We start from the raw sequence: 21,492 nt of genomic DNA on the forward strand, positions 1-21,492 counted from the left end.
TGCCCCTCGGAGTCGTTGGCGTCGTGCGTCGTGGCGTGCTCAGTTGCCCACGCGGCGGCGCAGGTCCTGGAACGCGGTGTAGTTCGCGATGACCTCGATCCGGCCGGGCGGGCACATCTGCACCGCCTGGTCGAGGGTGTCGCAGACCTGGAAGTGCTGGTTCGCGACCTCCAGCCGTACCGCCAGGTCCAGCTTGCGGTCACCCAGCACGAAGATCGGGTGGCCGGTCAGCCGGGTGTAGTCGACGTCCCACAGCCAGGAGGTGTCGGTGCCGTCGGCGCCGCGCGCGTTCACCGACAGGATCACCGGCGACGGCGGCGGGTCGATCAGCGAGAACGTCTCCAGCCAGCCCGCCGGGTTCTTGGCGAGCAGCAGCCGCAGATCGCGCTGCATGAACTGCACCACGTCGTAGCGTCCGGCGACCGCCTGGACCTGGTACATGCGCTCCAGGGCGACCTGCGGGGGCACGCCGAAGACGGCGGCCGTGGCGGCCGAGGAGGCGGCGTTGGCCTTGTTGGCGCGGCCCGGGAGCTGCAGGTGGATCGGCCAGGCCGAGCCGTGCGGGTCCAGGACGTGGTCGCCGGAGAGCGCCCAGCTCGGCGTCGGACGGCGGAAACCGCACTCGCCGCAGAACCAGTCGTCGCCGGGCCGCTGCATCACACCGCCGCAGGACGGGCAGGACCAGGCGTCGTCCTTCCACATCTGGCCGACCGCGACCCAGATCACGTTCGGGGACGACGAGGCCGCCCACACGATCAGCGGGTCGTCGCAGTTGGCCACGACCACGGCCTTGGTGCCGGCCAGGCCCTCCCGCCACGCCTCCGCCATCATGCGGGTCTCGGCGGCGCGGTCGAGCTGGTCGCGGGAGAGGTTGAGCAGCGCGATGCACTTGGGGTCGGTATCCCGCGCCACACCGGCCAGGTACTTCTCGTCGACCTCGATGACCGCGAACTTCGCGTCCGAGTTTCCGGCGAGGGCCGAGGTGATGCCCGCGGGCATGTTGGCGCCGAGCGCGTTCGAGACGACCGGGCCCGCGGCCCGCAGCGCCTCGGCGATCAGCCGGGTCGTGGTGGTCTTGCCGTTGGTGGCCGAGACCAGGACGACGTCCAGGCTCTGCGCGAGCCGGGCGAGGAGGTCGGGGTCGAGTTTCAGTGCCACCCGGCCGCCGATCACAGATCCGCTACCGCGTCCCGCGGCACGAGATGCCGCCGCGACCGCCTTGCCCGCCGTCACGGCCAGCTTGGCCCGCGGCGTGAGCGGGTCCGAGTTGCCTGCCATCAGTTCTCGATCCTCCTTGCGTACAGCGCCGCGCCCTGTCCCGGCAACGTGTGGACCGAAGCCTATCGAGATCCACTCACGCGCCCGAATCTCGACCGGGCCGTGAACACCGCCCGGACCGGAGATATCGGTCCGAACGTACCCTTGCGACCATGCGAAGCGGCTCGATTCCCGGCGCCAGAGGGCGCGTTCTCCCCCTGTCACTGCTCGGGGACCCCGTACTGCAGGCACCCTGTGAAGAGGTGACGGAGTTCGGGCCCGAACTGGCGCGCCTTGTGGAGGACATGTTCGCGACGATGTACGACGCGCGGGGTGTGGGTCTCGCCGCGAACCAGGTCGGCCGGGCGCTTCGGGTGTTCGTATACGACTGTCCGGACGACGAGGACGTACGGCATCTGGGTCATGTCGTGAATCCCCGGCTCGTCTCGGCCGAGGGGATCGTACTGCGGGGGCCCGAGGGCTGTCTGTCCCTGCCCGGCCTGGAGGCGGGCGTGGAGCGGTACGACGAGGCCGCCGTGGAGGGGTTCACGGTGGACGGGGACCGGGTGCGGGTGTGGGGGAGCGGGTTCTTCGCACGGTGCCTGCAGCACGAGTGCGATCATCTGGAGGGCCGGGTCTATGTGGACCGGCTGTCGGGGTGGCGGCGTTCTCGGGTGATGAGGAAGGCCGCGAAAGCGTCGTGGGGGGTGTGAGCTCGTAGGCGGGTGCGGATTCGGTGGGGCTTCTCGCGCCCACGCGGCGGAGCCGCGAACCGAGACAGCCCCGCGTCCCTTTCAGGGGCGCTGCGCCCCGGCCCCGCCGGCAAGGAGCCGCCTAGAAACCCGGGCCGCCGACCTTGTCGCCCGCGGCCGCCAGGCGGCCCCACAGGAGGTCGGCGAGGCTGCGGACCAACTCCGCCCGGGTGCAGGGACGTTCGCCGAGCCACCAGTCTCCCGCCGCGTGCATCATGCCGACGATGCCGTGGCCCCAGACGCGGGCGAGCCGGTGGCTGTCGGGGCCGAGGTCGAGGCGGTCCTCTATGACCTTGCCGAGTTCCTCGCCCATGCGGCGCAGGAGCGGGGCGGAGTGCCTGCCGACGTCGAAGCCCTGGTCGCCGGGCTGGTCGCCCGGCTGCCCGGTCTCGGCGGGGTGCATGAGGAAGCGGTACACCTGGGGGCGGGCCTCGATGGCCGTCAGATAGGTGTCGAGGGTCGCCTCGACCCGCTCCCGCCGCTCCGCCGGGGCGTCCAGCGCGGCCCGCAGCGAGTCGAGGAGGGCGTCGGTGTGGCGCTGGGCGAGCGCGGCGTAGAGTCCGCCCTTGTCGCCGAAGTGGCGGTAGAGGATCGGCTTGGTGATCCCGGCCTCGGCGGCGATGGCGTTCATCGAGGCTCCGGGGCCGTCGCGGAGCACCACCCTGTCCGCGGCCTCCAGCAGCTCGCGCCGACGGCGGTCGGCGGACCGCTCCTGGTCGGTCCGCTGCGTGGTGTCCATGAGTTACTCCCCCACATGCTGATGACGGTGACGCCCTGCGCAAACTAGCACTGATTGGCACGACCCGATCGAACGGGCTACCGACCCCGACGGGGGAGTTGACTTTTCCTACCGACCGGTAACACACTCCAGTTACCGCAGGTAACATCTTAGTGCAGTCCTGGAGGCGCGTCATGGCCGAGTTCACCATGGAACTCAACGAGGAACAGCGAGAGGTCCGCGACTGGCTCCACGGGTTCGCCGCCGATGTGATCCGCCCCGCGGCCGCCGAGTGGGACGAGCGCGAGGAGACCCCCTGGCCGGTGATCCAGGAGGCCGCCAAGGTCGGCATCTACTCCCTCGACTTCTACGCCCAGCAGTACTTCGACCCGACCGGCCTCGGCATCCCCATGGCCATGGAGGAGCTGTTCTGGGGGGACGCGGGCATCGCCCTCTCCATCGTCGGCACCGGCCTCGCCGCCGTGGGCGTCCTCGCCAACGGCACCGAGGAGCAGATCGGCACCTGGATCCCCCAGATGTACGGTGACGCCGACGACGTCAAGGTCGCCGCGTTCTGCTCCTCCGAGCCCGACGCCGGATCCGACGTGGCGTCCATGCGCACCCGGGCCGTGTACGACGAGGCCAAGGACGAGTGGGTCCTCAACGGCACCAAGACCTGGGCGACCAACGGCGGCATCGCCAACGTCCACGTCGTCGTCGCGGTGGTCGACGCGGACCTCGGCTCCAAGGGCCACGCCTCCTTCATCGTCCCGCCGAACACCCCCGGTCTCTCGCAGGGCCAGAAGTTCAAGAAGCACGGCATCCGCGCCTCCCACACCGCCGAGGTCGTCCTGGAGAACGTACGCGTCCCCGGTTCCTGCCTCCTCGGCGGCAAGGAGAAGCTCGACGAGCGCCTGGCGCGGGCCCGCGAGCGGGCGAAGGCAGGCGGGGAGCGCGTGAAGAACGCGGCGATGGCCACGTTCGAGGCGTCCCGTCCGGCCGTGGGCGCGATGGCGGTGGGCACCGCCCGCGCCGCGTACGAGGTCGCGCTCGACTACGCCAAGACCCGGGAGCAGTTCGGCCGGCCCATCATCGACAACCAGGGTGTCGCCTTCCAGCTCGCGGACATGCGGACCTCCGTGGACGCGGCGCGGCTGCTGGTGTGGCGGGCGTCCTGGATGGCGATCAACGGCAGGCCGTTCACGGCGGCCGAGGGCTCGCAGTCGAAGCTGTTCGCGAGCGAGACGGCGAAGAAGGTGACGGCGCAGGCGATCCAGATCCTGGGCGGCAACGGGTACACGCGGGAGTACCCGGTCGAGCGGATGCACCGGGACGCGGCCATCTACACCATCTTCGAGGGGACGAGCGAGGTGCAGCGGCTGGTGATCGCCCGGACCCTGTCGGGGATGCCGATCCGGTAGCGCCGTGGGAACGCTCCGCGAAGGTCCCGCGGCCTCGTCACGAGCCCCGGCGGCGGGACCCTAGCCGGAGGCGGACCCGCTGCTGTGCGCGATGCACGCCACGTCGATGCGGTCCGCCAGCTTCGCCAGCTCGATCGTCAGTGCCGCGACCGTGTCCTCGTCGAGCTCCTCACCCGCCTCGACCAGGTGCAGCCACCGGCCGCCCACCGTCCGCAGCAGCTTGCTCACTTCGGCCGCGGACACCTGCAAGGTCCCGCGGTCGTCGACGATCAGAGGCAGAGTCACTTCGCGGTTCACAACGGGGATGGTAGCCGCGGAACGCTCACGCCCCGTGCCACACGGTGGTGATGTTGCAGAACTCCCGGATTCCGTGTCCGGACAGCTCACGCCCGTAACCGGAGCGCTTGACGCCGCCGAACGGGAACGCCGGGTGGGAGGCGGTCATCCCGTTGACGTAGACCGCGCCCGCGTCGAGGTCCCGGACGAACCGCTCCACCTCGGCGGGGTCCCGCGTCCACACGTTGGAGCTGAGCCCGAAGGGCGTGTCGTTGGCGATCGCGACGGCTTCGTCGAGGTCGGCGACCCGGTACAGCGTGGCGACCGGGCCGAAGGTCTCCTCCTGGTGCACACGCATCTCGGGGGTGATGTCGGCGAGGACGGTCGGCGGGTAGAACCAGCCCGGCCCGTAGGGGCGTTCGGCGCCGCACAGGACCGTGGCGCCGCTCTCCACGGCCTCGTCGACCAGTTCCTGAAGGTCCTCGCGGCCCCGCTCGCTGGCGAGCGGGCCCACGTCGGTGTCCTCGTCCAGCGGGTTCCCGACCTTCAGCGCCCGCATCGCCTCGACGAACCGCGTGGCGAAGGCGTCGTACACGTCGGCGTGCACGATGAACCGTTTGGCGGCGATGCACGACTGACCGGTGTTCTGCACCCGGGCCGTCACCGCGGTCTCCGCCGCCTTGTCGACGTCGGCGGACGGCATCACCACGTAGGGGTCGCTGCCGCCCAGTTCCAGGACCGTCTTCTTGACCTCGTCGCCGGCCACCGAGGCGACGGCCCGCCCGGCTGGCTCGCTGCCGGTGAGCGTGGCGGCCTTCACCCGCGGGTCGCGCAGGATGTCCTCGACGGCTCCCGAGCCGACGAGCAGCGTCTGGAAGCAGCCCTCCGGGAAGCCCGCCCGGCGGAACAGATCCTCCAGGTAGAGGGCGGTCTGCGGGACGTTGGAGGCGTGCTTGAGCAGGCCCACGTTGCCGGCCATCAGCGCGGGCGCGGCGAAGCGGATCACCTGCCAGAGCGGGAAGTTCCACGGCATCACGGCGAGCACCGGGCCGAGCGGCCGGTAACGGACCAGGACACGGGAGGCGCCCGAGTCCTTCACGTCCGCGTCCGACGGCTCCACGTCGGTGAGCAGCACCTCGGCGTGGTCGGCGTACCAGCGCATCGCCTTCGCGCACTTGGCGGCCTCGGCGCGGGACTGCTTGACGGGCTTGCCCATCTCGGTGGTCATCACCCGTGCGACGTCCTCGGCGTCCGCGTCGAGGAGCTCGGCGGCCCGGCGCATCAGCCGGGCCCGCTCCGCGAACGACGTCGTCCGGTACGTACGGAACGTGCTGTCGGCGGTGGCGAGGCGCTGTTCGATCTCCTCCTCGCCGAGGGCGTCGTAGGTCCGAAGCGTCTCGCCGTTCGCCGGGTTGACCGTGGCGATGGGCATGGCTGACCTCCTGCGTGGGCTGTCCTTCGACCTTCCCGCGCCACGGCGCACGCCGCAACGCGGACTCAGCCCGAGTGCTCCGCCAGGCGGTCGAGAAACTCCGCCTGTGCCGGGACGAGCACGGCCCGGGCCCGTTCGACGGTGAGCCACTCCACGCGGTCCAGCTCCGGGAACTCCTGGACATGGCCGGACCTCGGCGGCCACTCCATGCGGAAGGTGCCCGGCACGACGGTCGCGGGGTCGAGGTCCGCCTCGATCGCCCAGACCGTGACGATCTTGCCGTTCTTCTGCTGCACCTCGCCCAGCGGTACGGCCTCCCCGTCCGGCGGCGCCAGCCCCAGCTCCTCCTGGAACTCCCGGCGGGCCGCGTCCCAGGCCGGCTCGTCCGGTTCGTACTCGCCCTTGGGCACGCTCCACGCGCCCGCGTCCTTGTGCGCGAAGTACGGGCCGCCCATGTGGCCGAGCAGAACCTCGACGCCGTGCTCGGTGCGGCGGTGCAGCAGCAGGCCGGCGCTGCGCTTGGGTGTGGTCAACGCGTCACCTCGGGGTGTGCGGACAGCAGGGCCTCGACCGTATCGGCTTCCCCCGGGGTCTTGTCCTCGCGGTAGCGGATCACGCGGGCGAACCGGAGGGTGACACCGGCCGGGTAGCGCGTGGAGCGCTGCAGTCCGTCGTAGGCTATCTCGACGACGAGTTCGGGGCGTACGGTCACGCCCCAGCGGTGCTCCTCCACGGCCAGCTCCGTCAGCCGCTCGGTCTGCCAGGCCAGCAGTGCGTCGGTCATGCCCTTGAAGGTCTTGCCGAGCATGGCGAAGGAGCCGTCGGCGGTGCGGGCGCCGAGGTGGAGGTTGGACAGCCTGCCCGTGCGGCGGCCGTGGCCCCACTCGGCGGCCAGGACCACCAGATCGAGGGTGTGCACCGGCTTGACCTTCAGCCAGGACGCCCCGCGCCGGCCCGCGCTGTAGGGGGCGTCCAGCGCCTTCAGGACGACACCCTCGTGGCCGCGCTCCAGGGTGTCGGTGAGGAACCGTTCCGCCTCGGGCAGGTCGTCGGGACCGGTCACGAGGGTGCGGCGCACCCGCAGGGGCTCCGGGACGAGCCGGGCGAGCACGGCGTGGCGTTCGGTGAACGGGAGGTCCAGGAGATCCTGCCCGTCCACGGAGAGCGCGTCGAAGAAGACCGGGGAGACGGGCACCTGGCGGGCCGCCGTCGCCACGTCCAGCCGTGAGCCCACCCGGCCCGCCGTCTCCTGGAAGGAGCGGGGCCGCCCGTTCCCGTCGAACGCGATCACCTCCCCGTCCAGGATGAACCGTTCGCCCCGCAAGCCCAGCGCGGCGGAGGTGAGTTCGGGCAGCCGGTCGGTGATGTCGTCCAGGGTGCGGGTGTACAGGCGTACGTCGCCGCCGTCGCGGTGGAGCTGGACGCGGATGCCGTCCAGCTTCTCCTCGACCGCGCACACGCCCAGCTTCGCCACGGCCGCGGCGACGGAGGCGGCGCTGTGGGCGAGCATCGGCTGGACGGGGCGCCCGACGGTGAGCCGGAACCCGTCGAGTGCCCCCGGACCCTCGGTGAGCAGCGCCCGCGCCACGGTCTGCAGCGAGCCGGCGAGCATCACCGCCCGCCGTACGTCGGCGGCGGGCGCCCCGGTGGCCCCGGCGAGGCCCTCCACCGCCAGCGCGTCCAGGGCGCCCTGGCGGACCTCGCCGGTGAGCAGGCCGACGAGGTACCGCTGCTCGTCCTCGGTGGCCGCCGCGAGCAGCGCGCCCACCAGACGTCTGCGCTCGGTCTGCGAACCGGTACCGGTGACGGCCCCGATCGCCGTCAGACGGGCGTCGACCTCGCGGACCGTGAGGGTCGCGGTGCCGGCCGGGGGGATCCGCTGGTCGAGGACCTTCCAGCCGATGCCCAGGCGGCCCTGGGGCAGGCGGCCCGCGAGGTACGGGATGACGATCGGTACGTCCTCCTCCCCAACGTCCCGGAAGAGGTCGGCGAGCAGGGCGGTCTTGCGGGACCGGGCCGAGGTGGCGGCGATCTCTTGCGACACGCGGGCGAGCCGGGCGAAGAGCATGGGGCCATGGTGCTACGGAGTTCCGCCGTGCGCCTACGGGGGAAGGGGGTGCGGTGTGGTGGCGGGTACGGGTGAGAGGGGCTTCCCGCGCGGTTCCCCGCGCCCCTTCGGGCGACGGCCCACCGGGCCGATCCCGCACGCCCGGCTATCGCGGGACCGCCGCGTCCAGGTCCGCCATCAGGAGGTCCCCGTTGATCGTGGCTCCCGCCCGGTAGCCCGAGGAGGCCGCGTTGACGACCTGTTCGGAGAAGCCGATCGCGTTCCCGGCGGCCCAGACGCCGGGGACGGTGGTCAGACCGGTGGGGTCGACGGCGGCGTACGCGCCGAACGGGGTCTCGTTCATGGCGGCGCCCAGCTTCTCCAGCAGGCTCGACCGGGGGATCGGGCGGGGGGCCGTGAAGAGCACCGACCGGGCGTGGGCCGTGCCGTCGGCGAGCCGGACACCGGTGAGCCGGTCGTCCTCCACGACCAGGCCCGCCACCGCTCCCGGCACCACCCGCACCCCGGCTGCCGCGAGGCGGCGCAGGTCGTCGTCGGAGAGGTCGCTCTCGGGGGTCTCGTGCAGGAACAGGGTCACGTCCTCGGACCACTGGGAGACCATCAGGGCCTGGTGGACGCTCATCGGGCCGGTGGCGAGGACGCCGAAGGGCCGGTCGCGGACCTCCCAGCCGTGGCAGTAGGGGCAGTGCAGGACGTCCCGGCCGAAGCGTTCGGCGACGCCGGGGACGGCCGGCAGTTCGTCCTTGAGGCCGGTGGCGACGACCAGGCGGCGCCCGCGCGCGGACCGGCCGTCCGCGAGGGAGACGGTGAAGACTCCGCCGTCCTCGTCGCGGGCCACGTCCACCGCCCGGCCCCGGACCAGCTCGACGCCGTAGCGGGCGATCTCCTCGCGGCCCGCGGCCAGGAACTCCGCGGGCGGCATCCCGTCTCGCGTCAGAAAGCCCTGCATGTGCGCGGCGGGCGCGTTGCGCGGCTCGCCCGCGTCGACGACCAGGGTGCGCCGCCGGGCCCGGCCGAGGACCAGGGCGGCGGAGAGTCCCGCCGCTCCGCCGCCGATGACGATCACTTCGTACTGCTGCTCGGTCATGGGTGACCACCTCCACGACGACGGTCGCCCCGAATCGCCGCATTGACAAATGTCTTTGCCGAAACTGCAATGGCGGGATGAGTGACACGAGTGCGGACGCGGGCGGTACGGACGAGGTTCTCGCCGGGGTCGGGCCCCGGCTGCGGCGGATCCGGAAGGAGCGGGAGGCCACGCTCGCCGGGCTGTCGGAGGCGACCGGCATCTCGGTGAGCACGCTGTCGCGGCTGGAGTCGGGGCTGCGCAAGCCCAGCCTGGAGCTGCTGCTGCCGATCGCCCGGGCCCATCAGGTGCCGTTGGACGAGCTGATCGGGGAGCCGCCGGTCGGAGACCCCCGGGTGCGCTCGAAGCCGATCCAGCGGCACGGACGGACGTACTGGCCGCTGACCCGGCAGCCGGGCGGCCTCCAGGCATTCAAGGTGCTCATCCCCCAGTCGAACCAGGAGCCGGAGCCGCGCACGCACGAGGGGTACGAGTGGCTGTACGTGATGTCCGGGAAGCTGCGGGTCGTGCTCGGCGAACACGACGTGGTGATGGTCGCCGGGGAGGCCGCCGAGTTCGACACCCGCGTGCCGCACTGGTTCGGTTCGACGGGGGAGGGGCCGGTGGAGTTCCTCAGCCTGTTCGGGCCGCAGGGCGAGCGGATGCACGTACGGGCCAGGCCCGCGCGTTCGTGACGTACACGACTCCTCCGGAGCGGTTCCCCGGAGGGCAAGCGACCGCTTAGTATGCATGCGACAGTCGACCCCCGGTCCGACGAGGACGTCCGAGGCAGTCCGTGGAGGCATCGCATGCAGGCATGGCAAGTGCACGAGAACGGCGAGCCGGGCGAGGTGATGCGGCTCCAGGACGTGGAGCGGCCCACGCCCGGTGACGGCCAGGTCCTGCTGAAGGTGCGCGCCGCGAACGTCAACTTCCCCGACGCCCTGATGTGCCGCGGGCACTACCAGGTCAGGCCCCCGCTGCCGTTCACGCCCGGCGTGGAGATCTGCGGGGAGACCGAGGACGGCCGCCGGGTCATCGCCAACCCGGTGCTGCCGCACGGCGGTTTCGCCGAGTACGCGGTCGCCGACGCCGCCGCCCTGCTGCCGGCGCCCGAGGCACTGGACGACGCCCAGGTGTCGGCCCTGCACATCGGCTACCAGACGGCCTGGTTCGCCCTGCACCGCCGGGCGCGCCTCGAAGCGGGGGAGACCCTGCTCGTCCACGCCGCCGCCGGAGGGGTCGGCAGCGCGGCCGTGCAGCTCGGCAAGGCGGCGGGCGCGACGGTCATCGGCGTCGTGGGCGGCGCCGAGAAGGCCGTCGTGGCCCGGGAGCTGGGCTGTGACGTGGTGGTCGACCGGCGGAGCGAGGACGTCGTCTCCGCCGTGAAGGAGGCCACCGGAGGCCGGGGCGCGGACGTGATCTACGACCCCGTGGGCGGCGACGCCTACACGCAGTCGACCAAGGTCGTCGCCTTCGAGGGACGCATCGTGGTCGTCGGCTTCGCCGGCGGGACGATCCCGAGCCCCGGCCTCAACCACGCCCTCGTCAAGAACTACTCGATCCTCGGCCTGCACTGGGGCCTGTACAACACCAAGAACCCGAAGCTGGTCCAGCACTGCCACGAGCAGCTCACCGAGCTGGCGGCCCGGGGCGTCGTCCGGCCGCTGGTGAGCGAGCGCGCGCCGCTGGACGGAGCCGCCGCCGCCGTGCAGCGCGTCGCGGACGGCGTCACCACGGGCCGGGTCGTCGTCGTACCCGCCCTGGAGAACGGAGCCGCCGCATGACCGACGCAGCCGACCTCAGGCGCCGCACGGCCGAATTGCTCGCCGCGCACCCGCCCGCCACCACCGACCGTCTGGAGTTCCTGCGCGCCCGCTTCGACGCCGGGCTCGCCTGGGTGCACTACCCCGAGGGCCTCGGCGGGCTCGGCGCCCCGCGTTCCCTGCAGGCCGTGGTCGACGCCGACCTGGCGGCGGAGGACGCCCCCGACAACGACCCGCGCCGCATCGGCATCGGCCTCGGGATGGCGGCGCCGACGATCCTCGCCTACGGCACCGAGGAGCAGAAGCGGCGGTTCCTGCGCCCGCTGTGGACGGGGGAGGAGGTCTGGTGCCAGCTGTTCAGCGAGCCCGGCGCCGGCTCCGACCTCGCCGCGCTCGGCACCCGGGCCGTCCGGGAGGGCGACGGCGACTGGGTCGTCGACGGCCAGAAGGTGTGGACGTCCAGCGCGCACGTCGCCCGCTGGGCCATCCTCATCGCCCGCACCGACCCGGACGTGCCCAAGCACCGGGGCATCACCTACTTCCTCTGCGACATGACCGACCCGGGCATCGAGGTCCGGCCGCTGCGCCAGGTCACCGGCGAGGCCGAGTTCAACGAGGTGTTCATCACCGGCGTCCGCATCCCCGACTCCCGTCGCCTCGGCGGGATCGGCGAGGGCTGGAAGGTCGCCCAGACCACGCTCAACAACGAGCGCGTCGCCATCGGCGGCATGCGCCTGCCCCGTGAGGGCGGCATGATCGGCCCGGTCGCGAAGACCTGGCGCGAACGTCCCGAACTGCGCACCCACGACCTCCACCAGCGGCTGCTGAAGCTCTGGGTCGAGGCCGAGGCCGCGCGGCTCACCGCCGAGCGGCTGCGCCAGCAGCTCGTCGCCGGACAGCCCGGCCCCGAGGGCGCCGGCATGAAGCTCGCCTTCGCCCGCCTCAACCAGGAGATCAGCGGCCTGGAGGTCGAACTCCGCGGCGAGGAAGGACTGTTGTACGACGACTGGACCATGCGGCGCCCCGAACTGGTCGACTTCGTCGGCCGCGACGCCGGGTACCGCTACCTCCGCTCCAAGGGCAACAGCATCGAGGGCGGGACCACCGAGGTCCTGCTGAACATCGTCGCCGAGCGCGTCCTGGGCCTGCCCGGCGAACCGCGCACCGACAAGGACGTCGCGTGGAAGGACCTGGCCCGATGACAGCGCAGAGCACCCAGCCCGACCTCCTGTACTCGGAGGAGGAGGAAGCCCTCCGCGCGGCCGTCCGCGACCTGCTGACCGACCACTGCGACGCCGCGAGTGTGATCGCCCGCGCCGAGTCCGACGCCCCGCACGACCTCGCCGCGTGGAAGGCCCTCGCCCAGGGCATGGGTCTCGCGGGACTGCTGGTGCCGGAGGAACTGGACGGGCAGGGTGCCACCCACCGCGAAGCGGCGGTCGTCCTGGAGGAGCTGGGCCGTGCGGTCGCGCCGGTCCCGTATCTGACCAGCGCGGTCGTCGCCACCGAGGCCCTGCTGGAGTGCGGGGCCGACGACCTGCTCACCCGGCTGGCGTCGGCGACCGCGATCGGCGCCCTGGCGGTCTCGCTGAGCGTGTCCGCGGGCAGTGCCTACCAGGTCGTGCGGTACGAGGACGGCGCCCTGCACGGGGAGCTGACCGGCATCGCCGACGCGGCCGTCGCCGACGTGCTGCTGGTGCCCGCCGACGACGGCGGCCTCTACGCGGTGGACGCCTCCGCCGCGACCGTCACCCCGCAGGTGTCGCTGGACCTGACCCGCCCGCTGGCGAAGGTGACGCTCGACGGGGCGCCGGGCCGGCTCCTCGGCGACGCCGAGCCCGCCGTCCGCCGGGCCCTGCGCGCCGGGGCCGGACTGCTGGCCTCCGAGCAACTCGGCCTCGCGGAATGGACGTTGACCGAGACGGTCCGCTACCTCAAGGAACGCAAGCAGTTCAACCGGCCCGTCGGCGGCTTCCAGGCGCTCAAGCACCGGCTCGCGCAGCTCTGGCTGGAGGTCGTCAACCTGCGGGCGGCCGCCCGCAACGCGGCCGACCGGCTCGCCGTCGGCAGCGACGACGCCGACCTCGCGGTGGCCGTCGCCCAGGCCTTCGCCGCGCCCGTGGCCGTGCACGCCGCCGAGGAGGCACTGCAGTTGCACGGCGGGATCGGCATGACCTGGGAGCACCCGGTCCATCTGTACCTGAAGCGCGCCAAGGCCGACTCGATCGCCTACGGCACGGCGGGCGCCCACCGGGCCGCGCTGGCCGGACTGGTCGACCTCCAGGCTCCCTGACGGCCGACCGGCAACGCAGGCACGAAGCCCGTCCCACCAGGGGCGGGCTTCGTGCCGTCCGCGCGGCGGAGCGGATGAACGCACCACGGCGGTCCGGCCAACTCCCCGTACGGCACTGCCCGTACACCCCTTCCGGCTCGCATACTCGCAGGGTCCCGCACCGGCCCCACCCGGGAGGCAGCGCATGGCCCTCACCACCCGTCGCCGAGCCCTCACCACCCTCGGCACCGCCCTCGCGGGCGCGGTCGCCCTGCCCGCCGCGAGCGCGTCGGCCGGCGAACGCCCCCACCGCCCGCGCCCGTTGTGGCGGGCCCACGCCCACAACGACTACGAGCACCCGCGCCCCCTCCTCGACGCCCTCGACCACCGCTTCGGCAGCGTCGAGGCCGACGTCTTCCTCGTCGACGGGCACCTCCTCGTCGCCCACGACCCGGCCGGCCTCGATCCCGCCCGCACCCTCGCCTCCCTCTACCTCGAACCGCTCGCCGCCCGGGTCCGCGCCCACCACGGCTCGGTGTACCGGGGGCAGCGCAGGCCCCTGCAGCTGCTCGTCGACCTCAAGACCGAGGGCTCGTCCACCTACCTCGCACTCGACCGGCAACTGCGGCGCCACCGGCACCTGTTCACGACGTACGCCCACGGCCGGGTGCGCCCGGGGGCGGTGACGGCGGTGGTCTCCGGGGACCGGGCCGCCCGGGTGCCCATGGCGGCGCAGTCCGTGCGGCACGCCTTCTACGACGGACGGCTCGCCGACCTCCTCGACCCGGCGCCCGCGCCCGCCACGTTCGTCCCGCTGATCTCGGACAACTGGACGCTCCACTTCACCTGGCAGGGCGTCGGGCCGTTCCCCGAGGCCGAGCGCGCGAAGCTGCGCCGGATCGTCGCGACGGCCCACGGGCGGGGACAGCGGGTCCGGTTCTGGGCGACACCCGACCTGGCGGGCCCGGCCCGGGACGCGGTGTGGGGCGAACTGGTCGCGGCGGACGTCGACCACCTCAACACCGACGACCTCGCGGGGCTCGCGGCGTTCCTGGAGGCTCGCGGGCCGGTGTAGATCACTCGTTCGGCGGACATGTCAGCCACCCGGACGAATGCCTCACTGCGTCACACTTGCGGGCGAATGCCGCGAAGTGCGCGTGGCGAGAGGAGGTTGACGATGGCCATTTCCATCTCTGTGGTGGTGCTGCTCGTGATTCTGACGGTGGTCTTCCTGCGCAACGGTGCGCTGAAGATGTCGCATGCGGTGGTGTGCGTGCTGCTGGGCTTCTCGATGGCCGGTACGAGTCTGGGGCCGACGATCCACAACGGGATGACGGCCACGGCGGAGATCGTGAGCAGCCTGGAGCCGTGAAGCGCGCCGGACGGCTCCGTGCGCCTCGTCAGGCTTTCGTGAAGACGCCGATGCCGTTCGGGACGGCCCGTTCCGTGCCGTCCGTCGGATGGTTGCGGACCGTGACGGTGCTCGCGCCGGGCGCCCGGGCCACCAGCGTGGAGGAGCCGCCCCCGTCCAGGCTGAACGCGTCGGTGGAGCCCAGGCCGCGCAGGGTGGAGGCGACCTCCGCGATGGTCAGCCCCGTGCGGTAGGCGGCGGCGCCGTCCAGGGCGAGGAGCAGCAGACGGTGGCCGCCGTCGGCCACACCGGCGGCGGTGCGTACCGCCGAGGTGGTGTCGTCGAGGCCGGGCAGCGGCGCGCCGTCCCGCAGGACCGGGTAGCCGCCCAGCGCGAAGGCGTAGGGAGTTCCGGTCGAGGAGACCAGCACGTGCTGGACGTCCACCGTGTCGCCGGGGGAGAGCTTGCGCAGCCGCTGGGCGCCCGCCTCGCGCCCGACGAGGACCGTCGCGCCCTCCGCGATGGCGCCGCTGCCGGGGGTGCCGGTCGATCCGACCACGCGGCCGTCCTCGACCACCACCTCGTGGGTGTCGGTGCTGCACGGTGCCGCCCGGTCGGTGTCCGTGCCACAGACGGCCCGCATCCGGGACACGCTGCCCCAGTCCGAGGTGAACGCCCCGACGGAACCCACCGGCAGGGCGTACTGGTTGAGGCCGCGCAGCGGGAGGTCGCCGTCGGCGGTGGTGACGGACCCGTCGAGGGCGACGCTGTCCAGGCGGGCCGTGCCGTCGGTCGTGACGCCGAGCACGTCCCTGGTGCTCGTCCCCGGCGGCAGGGCGGGGCCGAAGCGCTGGCCCTTCGGCACGGCGGCCTTGAGCGCGTGCCCGGCGGCGATCGCCGGACCGACCGGTGCCCCGGTGGCCGCGACGCCCGGGTGCTGGGTCTCGGTGATGTTGAAGAAGTCGCCGTTGACCCCGGCCACCGCTCCCGCCGAGCCGGCCAGCCGGGAGACGGTCGCCCGCGCGGCCACCTTCCCCGGGTACAGCAGCCCGACGCCGACCTGCCGGTTGCGCAGGTCGACGGTCAGCAGATGGGCGTGGGTGACGCCCTGGGCGCCCCTGACGTCGAAGTGGCTGTACTCGACGCCCGGCGCGACGGCGACGGCCCGGGGCGCGGCGGTGGCCGGTGCCGCGCCCGCCAGGGCCGCGCCGGCCAGCACACTCCACACCGAGAGAACCGTCAGTACCCTGCGCACCCGTCCAGCACGACGCGTCACGGCGCCCCCTGATGTCTCGTCAACCGTCCCAGGACTCAGGGGAAGTGCACCAGACGACTACCGGCCGGGCGGCGCCTCGGCTCCGACGACGCGGGAACGGATGAGAAAACGCACCCCTTCGGGTGCCTCCAGGGAGAAGCCGCCGCCCCGGCCCGGTACGACGTCGACGATCAGCCGGGTGTGACTCCACACCTCGTACTGGCCGCGGGACATCCAGAACCCGACGCTCTCGTCGACCCCGTCCACGGTCAGCTCCGCGAGGAGGACGTCGGAGTCCCCCGTCCGGAACTCGCCGTCCGGGTAGCACATGGGCGAGCTGCCGTCGCAGCAGCCGCCCGACTGGTGGAACATCAACGGGCCGTGGGCCGCCCGCAGCCGCCGTATGAGATCGGCGGCCGCGGGGGTCAGCTCTACGCGCGGGACGACATCCATGGCCGCAGTGAACGCCCCGGCAGGTTGCGAGGACGTTGCGTGCGCCCCGCCGCGGTGTTCAGGCGCCCGGTGTCCAGCCGGCCAGCCAGTCGGCGACCTCCTGGCCGGCCGCCTGTGCGTCGCTCAGGTGCGGACGGTCGGTGCTCGCGCCGCCCGATCCCGGGCCGGTGTTCCTGTACTCCGCGAAGCGGTCGTCCTTCCAGGAGAAGCCGCTCATGTCGGTCCACGGCGCGGTCCTGATCGCGGCGCTGAGGCTGGTGTTGCGGACCGTGGTCTGGGGGTCGAGCGAGGCGTCGCCGCCCGCGTGCCAGGGGCGGCCGAGGTGGAAGCTCCGGTCGGACACGTCACCGTTGACCGTGGAGTTGGTGATCAGGAAGCCCTTGCGGTTGGCGGCGGTGCTCGGTGCGGTGACGTAGCCGGCCGAGGTGCCGTTCCAGCGCTTCTTCAGGGTGATGACCGACCGGTCGACGACGGCGGTGGCCCTGCCGAAGATGAAGTCGACGTTGCCGATGACGTAGGAGTTCACGACGTAGACCCGGCCCAGCCGGTCCTTCGAGGCGGTGTCCAGCAGCAGGGTGTCCTGGTCGCCGGTCACGATGACGTTGTCGAGGAGCACCCTGTCGGCCGCCGTGCGCAGCGCGACCGCCTGCTGGTCCTTGAGGGACTGGTTGGCGGCCTCGTCGAAGTCGTTGGAGAAGGTCAGGTTGCGGGCCTGGAAGTCGTCCGCCTCCACCGCGACGGTGGCGCTGCCGCCGGTGCCGTAGGTGCCGCCGCCCGGTTTGGGCGTGCCCGCCGCGTTGTTGAAGACGATGGTGGTGTCCTTGCGGCTGCCGCCGGTGCCCTGGATGGTGACGTGCGGCTTGTTGGAGGGGACCTTGACGAGTTCCCGGTAGGTGCCCGGCCTGACCGAGATCACCACCCGCGAGGGGTTGTTCGCGGGCACCGCGTCGACGGCCTTCTGCACGCTGGTGAACTGGCCGCTGCCGTCCTTGGCGACGGTGAGGGTGGTGGTCGCGGCGGCCTCGGCAGCCACCGTCGTGCCGATCGAACTCCGGTGTCCTGTAACGGACGTGAGCAGCGCCGGCACATCGGCCGCCGCGGCCGCGCGGGGCTGCGCGTCCTCGCCGAACACCCCGAGGGCCGTGCCGTGGGCCAGGGTCCCGGCGGCGACGAGGGACAGGGGGACACCGGCCACGAGGGCGGTGTTCCTTCTGCGGTGGCGGGGCTTGCCGCGGTTCTCGCTCATGCGTCGCTTCCGTTCCGTGTGGGGGAGGGGGCCGTCAGCCGAGCAGTCGCCGCCGGACGCACCGGGGTTGCCGCCCCCGGGGGCGGGATCCGGCCGAGAACGGGCCCACCGCGGGCGGTGCCGGGGACGGCCGGAAATCGACCCCGGAGGGCGGGGTGGAACGTTCCAGGTTCCCGGGACCGGACCCGCCGCGGCCGTTGACACGTGTGCGCAGGTCAGGATCGGGCCGTCACAGCAACACATCGATTACGTTGTTCACTTGACTACCGGGCGTCACACGCGATTGGCTCCGCCCAGCGAAAGTCAGCCAGTCGCCGCACGTCATCGCGGTGATGACGGCGGCCTCGCTCTCCCCGACCTCCCACCCCGGTCGTACAGCGAGGTGCCGCGCCCCCATGAACCCCTCTCCCGTGCCCCACAGGTTCCGCACCGCCTTCCGTGCCACGGCCCTCGCCGCGGCTCTCTGCCTGACCGTCGTCGGCTGCTCCGTCCTCGGCGGCTCGCAGGACGGTGCGGACACGGACACGTCGGGGGTCCCGGGCGGGATGAAGGTCGCGCTGATCACGCACAGCGCCGAGGGGGACGCCTTCTGGGACCTGGTCCGCAAGGGCGCCGAGGCCGCGGCCGCGAAGGACGACATCGAGCTGACCTTCGTCAGCGACCCCGACCCCGCGGGGCAGGCGAAACTGGTGCGGGACGCGATCGCCGACAAGGTCGACGGCATCGCGGTGACCCTCGCCAAGCCGCAGGCCGTACGCGGCGCGGTCGCCGAGGCCCGCGCCGCGGGCATACCCGTGGTGGGCCTCAACTCCGGCATCGGCGCCTGGCGGGCCCAGGGCCTGCTGGGCTTCTACGGCCAGGACGAGAGCGTCGCCGGCCGGGCGCTCGGCAACGAACTCGACGCCCGTGCCGCCAAGCGCGCCCTGTGCGTCATCCACGAGCGCGGCAACGTCGCCCTGGAGGCCCGCTGCGCCGGCGTACGCAAGACCTTCGGCGGGCAGACCGAGAACCTGTACGTCGACGGCACCGACATGGACGCGGTGACCGACGCGATCGCCGCGAAGCTCCGTCAGGACCCGTCCATCGACGAGGTCGTCACGCTCGGGGCGCAGTTCGCGCTCGCCGCCGTGGACTCCGTGGGCGACGCCGGCAGCAAGGCCGAGGTCGCCACGTTCGACCTCAACAAGGACCTGGTCAAGGCCGTACGGGACGGGGACGTCCAGTTCGCCGTCGACCAACAGCCCTACCTGCAGGGCTACCTGGCGGTCGACGGGCTGTGGCTGTACCGGACCAACGGCAACGTCAGCGGCGGCGGCGTCGCCCCCGTGCTCACCGGCCCCGCGTTCGTGACCCGCAAGAACATCGCCGGCATCGCCAAGTTCGCGGCGAACGGGACCCGCTGACGTGACGCGTCCCGGCCGCCGCGCACGGACAAACGGAACCTTCCGTTCGGGCACGGCCGAGCCACGCGCCCCAAGTATCCGGAACGGTCGTGTAACGGCGACGCCAAACTTCCCACCACCCCTGCGACGTGCGCTCACTTGTACGGATAACATCCTCCGCATCCCCTGTGCGCCCCACTGACAGGTGTCCACCCACCGATTCCGGACCCCTGCCGCCCCGCCCCCCTCCCTTCCGCTCCCCGCCAACCGCCCAAGGACGACGATGCCCTCACGGACCGGCGCCCGGCGCCGTCTCGGCTCCATACGTCTCTCGCTGATCCTCCTGGCTCTGATCCCCAGCGTCACGCTGGCCGTGAGTTGGGGTGTGACGACGACCCAGATGTTCTCGGAGGGCCTGCGGCTGCGGACGCAGACCGGTCTGAGCAAGTCCACCGGCGCCATGGGAACCGAGGCGACGCTCGCCCTGCAGCGCGAGCGGGCCCTGTCCGCCGCCTACATGGCGACCCCCGGCAGCTCCATGGACGCCCTGGAGCGGCAGCGCCGGGAGACCGACCGGGCGGTCGCCAAGCTGGACCGCCGCGCGAGCGAGATCGAGCGCGCCCCCGACCGCATCGGCGACCAGCTGTACTCGGTGATGGGCGCCTCCAACAGCCTGGAGTACTACCGGGACCAGGTGGACAACCCCACCGACATCACGCCCGAGCAGGTCCTGGAGCACTACGGCTCGATCATCGACGGCCAGATCCACGCCTTCCAGCAGCTGACCCAGGTCGACGACGGCGACCTCACCTCGCAGGCCGGTCCCCTCGTCACCATCGCGCAGGCCGCGGAGCTGGTCTCCCAGGAGGACGCGATCCTCACCCTCAACTGGCCCTCGGGCCGCCTCGACGAACCCACCCGCAACGGTTTCGCCCAGGTGGTCAACGCCCGCCGCTGGCTCGTCGACAACCAGCTCGTCCCCTCGCTGGAGGGCGAGGTGAAGACCGAGGTCGAGCGGATCGTCCAGGGCGGCGACTGGCGGGCCCTGCAGTCCGTGGAGGACGAGGTCCTCTCGGCCCGCACCACGGGCGACGGCCCGTCCCGCCACACCCGACTGCCGCAGTCGCAGGCGCGCTGGGACGCCGCGATGACCAAGCTCTCCACCCAGTACGAGAAGCTGATCCGCGAGCAGACCCAGGGGCTGCTGGACCGCAGCGGCGAGGAGGCACGCGGTCTGCTGATCACGGCCGGCTCGCTGAGCGCCGGCGGTCTAGCCGCGCTGCTGCTGTGCATCGTGATGTCCTGGCGCATCACCCGCTCGCTGTCCCGCCGGCTCACCGGACTGCGCACGGCCACCCTCAGTCTCGCCGAGGAACGGCTGCCCGACATCGTCGCCCGCCTCGACCGGGGCGAGAAGGTCGACGCGGACGCCGCCTCGGCCCCGCTGGACTACGGCACCGACGAACTCGGCCAGGTCGCCAAGGCGTTCAACGCCGCCCAGCGCACCGCCGTCCACACCGCCGTGGAACTCGCCGACACCCGGCGCGGCTTCCAGCGCGTCATCCTCGGCATCGCCCGGCAGAGCCAGAACCTGGTCAACCTCCAGCTCACCAAGCTGGACCAGCTCGAACGCCGTCACCAGGACCCCGAGATCCTCAAGGGCCTCTACGAACTGGACTCCACCGCCAGCCAGTTGCGCCGGTACGAGGAGAACCTGGTCATCATCAGCGGTGAGCGCCCCGGCCGCAGCTGGACCGAACCGGTCGCGCTCATCGACATCCTGCGCAGCGCCGTCGGCGAGGTCGCCCAGTACCAGCGGGTCGAGGTGCACGCCGACGACGACGTGTGGATCGCCCCGCCCGCCGTGGCCGACGTCATCCACCTCCTCGCCGAACTCATCGACAACGCGACCTCGTACTCGCCCGCCCCGAGCCCGGTCAGCGTCCGCGCCGCAACCGTCGCCAAGGGGCTCGCCCTGGAGGTCGAGGACCGGGGCCTCGGCATGTCCGAGGAGGACTACGCGGCGTTCAACGCCCAGCTGGCGGTGCCCCCGCAGTTCGACGTGGTCGCGCTCGCCGACGACCTCCGGCTCGGCATGTTCGTCATCGCCCGGCTCGCCACCCGGCACGGCATCACCGTCACCCTGCGCGCCTCGCCGTACGGCGGCACCACCGCGATCGTCCTGATCCCCGACGAGACGGTCGTCCGCGAGGCACCCGCCGACGACGAGGCCGGCCCCGGGACCGCCGAATCGCCCGCGCGCACCTCGCCGGTCGCCGCCCGGGTCACCGCCGCGCCGGGCCCCGGCCCGGACTCCACGTCCGTACGCCGGGAACCGGAGGGCACGCCGCCGGAGCGGGCCGTGGCGGATGGGGCGGGCGAGGCGGCCGACCCCTCCCTCGCGAGCTCCGCCGCGCGGACCGCCGGCGCCTCCCCGGGCGCGAACGGGACGCGGCCGGCCGCCGAGAGGAAGCCCCGGGCCGGGAAGAAGGGCGGCCCGATGCCGTTGCCGCGCCGGATTCCGCAGACCAGTCTGGCTGCCGAGCTGAAGGAGGAGTCCGGACCCTGCCCCGACGGTGACGACGACGACTTCACGGCCGAGCGGGCGGCGTCCTCGCTCGCCGGCTTCCAGCGCGGAACCCTCCGGGCCCGTGACGACGACGCGGAATCCGCGTACGACCCGGGGGAGGAATCCGTATCCGAAGAACCGGGGGACCGCGTCCCCGCCTCCGGCACCTGACGGCCCATCGACTCCCCACGCAGACCGCTCTTTGAAG

Annotated in this window: 19 protein-coding genes and 1 pseudogene; 10 read left to right on the forward strand and 10 right to left on the reverse strand. The window is 72.6% G+C overall.

Annotated elements, in window-relative coordinates:
• Positions 1-39: 39 nt before the first annotated feature.
• Positions 40-1,278 carry a MurT ligase domain-containing protein gene (locus PYR72_RS40380; RefSeq protein WP_005475362.1) on the reverse strand — a complete coding sequence of 413 codons (1,239 nt, stop codon included), beginning with the start codon at positions 1,276-1,278 and terminating at the stop codon, positions 40-42.
• Between the two features lie 152 nt (positions 1,279-1,430).
• Between PYR72_RS40380 and def the strand changes: the two genes are divergently transcribed.
• Complete coding sequence (def, locus tag PYR72_RS40385) at positions 1,431-1,970, forward strand: peptide deformylase (protein WP_275459876.1); 540 nt, start codon at positions 1,431-1,433, stop codon at positions 1,968-1,970.
• A 121-nt stretch (positions 1,971-2,091) separates the two neighbouring features.
• Here def and PYR72_RS40390 read toward each other — a convergent pair whose 3' ends face one another.
• Positions 2,092-2,748 (reverse strand): TetR family transcriptional regulator, encoded by a 657-nt coding sequence (locus tag PYR72_RS40390; protein ID WP_275459877.1) that lies wholly within the window; start codon positions 2,746-2,748, stop codon positions 2,092-2,094.
• 173 nt (positions 2,749-2,921) lie between these two features.
• Here PYR72_RS40390 and PYR72_RS40395 point away from each other — a divergent pair, with 173 nt between their 5' ends.
• Positions 2,922-4,148 carry an acyl-CoA dehydrogenase family protein gene (locus tag PYR72_RS40395; RefSeq protein ID WP_275459878.1) on the forward strand — a complete coding sequence of 409 codons (1,227 nt, stop codon included), beginning with the start codon at positions 2,922-2,924 and terminating at the stop codon, positions 4,146-4,148.
• A gap of 60 nt (positions 4,149-4,208) precedes the next feature.
• On the opposite strand, the gene PYR72_RS40400 is transcribed toward PYR72_RS40395, so the two are convergent.
• From PYR72_RS40400 to PYR72_RS40420, 5 genes are all read right to left on the reverse strand, one after another.
• Positions 4,209-4,445 (reverse strand): DUF6213 family protein, encoded by a 237-nt coding sequence (locus PYR72_RS40400; protein WP_275459879.1) that lies wholly within the window; start codon positions 4,443-4,445, stop codon positions 4,209-4,211.
• 25 nt (positions 4,446-4,470) lie between these two features.
• A complete protein-coding gene (locus PYR72_RS40405; RefSeq protein WP_275459880.1) occupies positions 4,471-5,856 on the reverse strand; it encodes an NADP-dependent succinic semialdehyde dehydrogenase in 1,386 nt (461 codons plus the stop codon).
• A gap of 65 nt (positions 5,857-5,921) precedes the next feature.
• Positions 5,922-6,389 carry an NUDIX domain-containing protein gene (locus tag PYR72_RS40410; protein WP_275459881.1) on the reverse strand — a complete coding sequence of 156 codons (468 nt, stop codon included), beginning with the start codon at positions 6,387-6,389 and terminating at the stop codon, positions 5,922-5,924.
• Positions 6,386-7,924 (reverse strand): ATP-dependent DNA ligase, encoded by a 1,539-nt coding sequence (locus tag PYR72_RS40415; RefSeq protein ID WP_275459882.1) that lies wholly within the window; start codon positions 7,922-7,924, stop codon positions 6,386-6,388. The genes PYR72_RS40410 and PYR72_RS40415 overlap by 4 nt, the downstream gene beginning before the upstream one ends.
• A 145-nt stretch (positions 7,925-8,069) precedes the next feature.
• Positions 8,070-9,011 (reverse strand): NAD(P)/FAD-dependent oxidoreductase, encoded by a 942-nt coding sequence (locus tag PYR72_RS40420; protein WP_275459883.1) that lies wholly within the window; start codon positions 9,009-9,011, stop codon positions 8,070-8,072.
• 77 nt (positions 9,012-9,088) lie between these two features.
• Here PYR72_RS40420 and PYR72_RS40425 point away from each other — a divergent pair, with 77 nt between their 5' ends.
• The 6 genes from PYR72_RS40425 (at position 9,089) to PYR72_RS40450 (ending at position 14,400) form a co-directional block, all read left to right on the forward strand.
• Positions 9,089-9,685 (forward strand): XRE family transcriptional regulator, encoded by a 597-nt coding sequence (locus PYR72_RS40425; RefSeq protein WP_275459884.1) that lies wholly within the window; start codon positions 9,089-9,091, stop codon positions 9,683-9,685.
• Positions 9,686-9,799: 114 nt separating this feature from the next.
• Complete coding sequence (locus PYR72_RS40430) at positions 9,800-10,777, forward strand: NADPH:quinone oxidoreductase family protein (protein ID WP_275459885.1); 978 nt, start codon at positions 9,800-9,802, stop codon at positions 10,775-10,777.
• The gene (locus PYR72_RS40435; RefSeq protein ID WP_275459886.1) at positions 10,774-11,958 is read left to right on the forward strand and encodes an acyl-CoA dehydrogenase family protein; all 1,185 of its coding nucleotides are present in this window, start codon (positions 10,774-10,776) and stop codon (positions 11,956-11,958) included. The genes PYR72_RS40430 and PYR72_RS40435 overlap by 4 nt, the downstream gene beginning before the upstream one ends.
• A complete protein-coding gene (locus tag PYR72_RS40440; protein ID WP_275459887.1) occupies positions 11,955-13,049 on the forward strand; it encodes an acyl-CoA dehydrogenase family protein in 1,095 nt (364 codons plus the stop codon). Before PYR72_RS40435 ends, PYR72_RS40440 begins: the two co-directional genes overlap by 4 nt.
• A gap of 184 nt (positions 13,050-13,233) precedes the next feature.
• Positions 13,234-14,103, forward strand: coding sequence for a phosphatidylinositol-specific phospholipase C/glycerophosphodiester phosphodiesterase family protein (locus PYR72_RS40445; RefSeq protein ID WP_275459888.1), 870 nt, complete (start codon positions 13,234-13,236; stop codon positions 14,101-14,103).
• A 102-nt stretch (positions 14,104-14,205) separates the two neighbouring features.
• Positions 14,206-14,400 (forward strand): hypothetical protein, encoded by a 195-nt coding sequence (locus PYR72_RS40450; RefSeq protein WP_037727566.1) that lies wholly within the window; start codon positions 14,206-14,208, stop codon positions 14,398-14,400.
• Positions 14,401-14,428: 28 nt separating this feature from the next.
• Here PYR72_RS40450 and PYR72_RS40455 read toward each other — a convergent pair whose 3' ends face one another.
• The 3 genes and pseudogenes from PYR72_RS40455 to PYR72_RS40465 form a co-directional block, all read right to left on the reverse strand.
• On the reverse strand, positions 14,429-15,598 hold the full coding sequence (locus PYR72_RS40455) for a phosphodiester glycosidase family protein (protein ID WP_275460644.1): 1,170 nt from the start codon (positions 15,596-15,598) through the stop codon (positions 14,429-14,431).
• Positions 15,599-15,712: 114 nt separating this feature from the next.
• Positions 15,713-16,087, reverse strand: a complete 375-nt coding sequence (locus PYR72_RS40460; protein WP_275459889.1) for a DUF779 domain-containing protein — start codon at positions 16,085-16,087, stop codon at positions 15,713-15,715.
• A 58-nt stretch (positions 16,088-16,145) separates the two neighbouring features.
• Positions 16,146-17,183, reverse strand: a pseudogene (locus tag PYR72_RS40465) (pectinesterase family protein); the annotation flags it as partial.
• 545 nt (positions 17,184-17,728) lie between these two features.
• Here PYR72_RS40465 and PYR72_RS40470 point away from each other — a divergent pair.
• Together PYR72_RS40470 and PYR72_RS40475 are read left to right on the forward strand one after the other, a co-directional pair.
• Positions 17,729-18,736 carry a substrate-binding domain-containing protein gene (locus tag PYR72_RS40470; protein ID WP_275459890.1) on the forward strand — a complete coding sequence of 336 codons (1,008 nt, stop codon included), beginning with the start codon at positions 17,729-17,731 and terminating at the stop codon, positions 18,734-18,736.
• A 262-nt stretch (positions 18,737-18,998) separates the two neighbouring features.
• Positions 18,999-21,455, forward strand: a complete 2,457-nt coding sequence (locus tag PYR72_RS40475) for a nitrate- and nitrite sensing domain-containing protein (RefSeq protein ID WP_275459891.1) — start codon at positions 18,999-19,001, stop codon at positions 21,453-21,455.
• The last annotated feature ends 37 nt before the right edge of the window (positions 21,456-21,492 follow it).

Origin of the sequence: Streptomyces sp. VNUA24 (assembly GCF_029167005.1) — a bacterium.
Taxonomy (GTDB): Bacteria; Actinomycetota; Actinomycetes; order Streptomycetales; family Streptomycetaceae; genus Streptomyces; species Streptomyces scabiei.

Excerpts from the sequence above, each read along its gene's own strand:
- PYR72_RS40380 (WP_005475362.1), bottom strand. The coding sequence starts at position 1,278 with ATGGCAGGCAACTCGGACCCGCTCACGCCGCGGGCCAAGCTGGCCGTG.
- def (WP_275459876.1), top strand. The coding sequence starts at position 1,431 with ATGCGAAGCGGCTCGATTCCCGGCGCCAGAGGGCGCGTTCTCCCCCTG.
- PYR72_RS40390 (WP_275459877.1), bottom strand. The coding sequence starts at position 2,748 with ATGGACACCACGCAGCGGACCGACCAGGAGCGGTCCGCCGACCGCCGT.
- PYR72_RS40395 (WP_275459878.1), top strand. The coding sequence starts at position 2,922 with ATGGCCGAGTTCACCATGGAACTCAACGAGGAACAGCGAGAGGTCCGC.
- PYR72_RS40405 (WP_275459880.1), bottom strand. The coding sequence starts at position 5,856 with ATGCCCATCGCCACGGTCAACCCGGCGAACGGCGAGACGCTTCGGACC.
- PYR72_RS40415 (WP_275459882.1), bottom strand. The coding sequence starts at position 7,924 with ATGCTCTTCGCCCGGCTCGCCCGCGTGTCGCAAGAGATCGCCGCCACC.
- PYR72_RS40420 (WP_275459883.1), bottom strand. The coding sequence starts at position 9,011 with ATGACCGAGCAGCAGTACGAAGTGATCGTCATCGGCGGCGGAGCGGCG.
- PYR72_RS40425 (WP_275459884.1), top strand. The coding sequence starts at position 9,089 with ATGAGTGACACGAGTGCGGACGCGGGCGGTACGGACGAGGTTCTCGCC.
- PYR72_RS40430 (WP_275459885.1), top strand. The coding sequence starts at position 9,800 with ATGCAGGCATGGCAAGTGCACGAGAACGGCGAGCCGGGCGAGGTGATG.
- PYR72_RS40435 (WP_275459886.1), top strand. The coding sequence starts at position 10,774 with ATGACCGACGCAGCCGACCTCAGGCGCCGCACGGCCGAATTGCTCGCC.
- PYR72_RS40440 (WP_275459887.1), top strand. The coding sequence starts at position 11,955 with ATGACAGCGCAGAGCACCCAGCCCGACCTCCTGTACTCGGAGGAGGAG.
- PYR72_RS40445 (WP_275459888.1), top strand. The coding sequence starts at position 13,234 with ATGGCCCTCACCACCCGTCGCCGAGCCCTCACCACCCTCGGCACCGCC.
- PYR72_RS40450 (WP_037727566.1), top strand. The coding sequence starts at position 14,206 with ATGGCCATTTCCATCTCTGTGGTGGTGCTGCTCGTGATTCTGACGGTG.
- PYR72_RS40460 (WP_275459889.1), bottom strand. The coding sequence starts at position 16,087 with ATGGATGTCGTCCCGCGCGTAGAGCTGACCCCCGCGGCCGCCGATCTC.
- PYR72_RS40470 (WP_275459890.1), top strand. The coding sequence starts at position 17,729 with ATGAACCCCTCTCCCGTGCCCCACAGGTTCCGCACCGCCTTCCGTGCC.
- PYR72_RS40475 (WP_275459891.1), top strand. The coding sequence starts at position 18,999 with ATGCCCTCACGGACCGGCGCCCGGCGCCGTCTCGGCTCCATACGTCTC.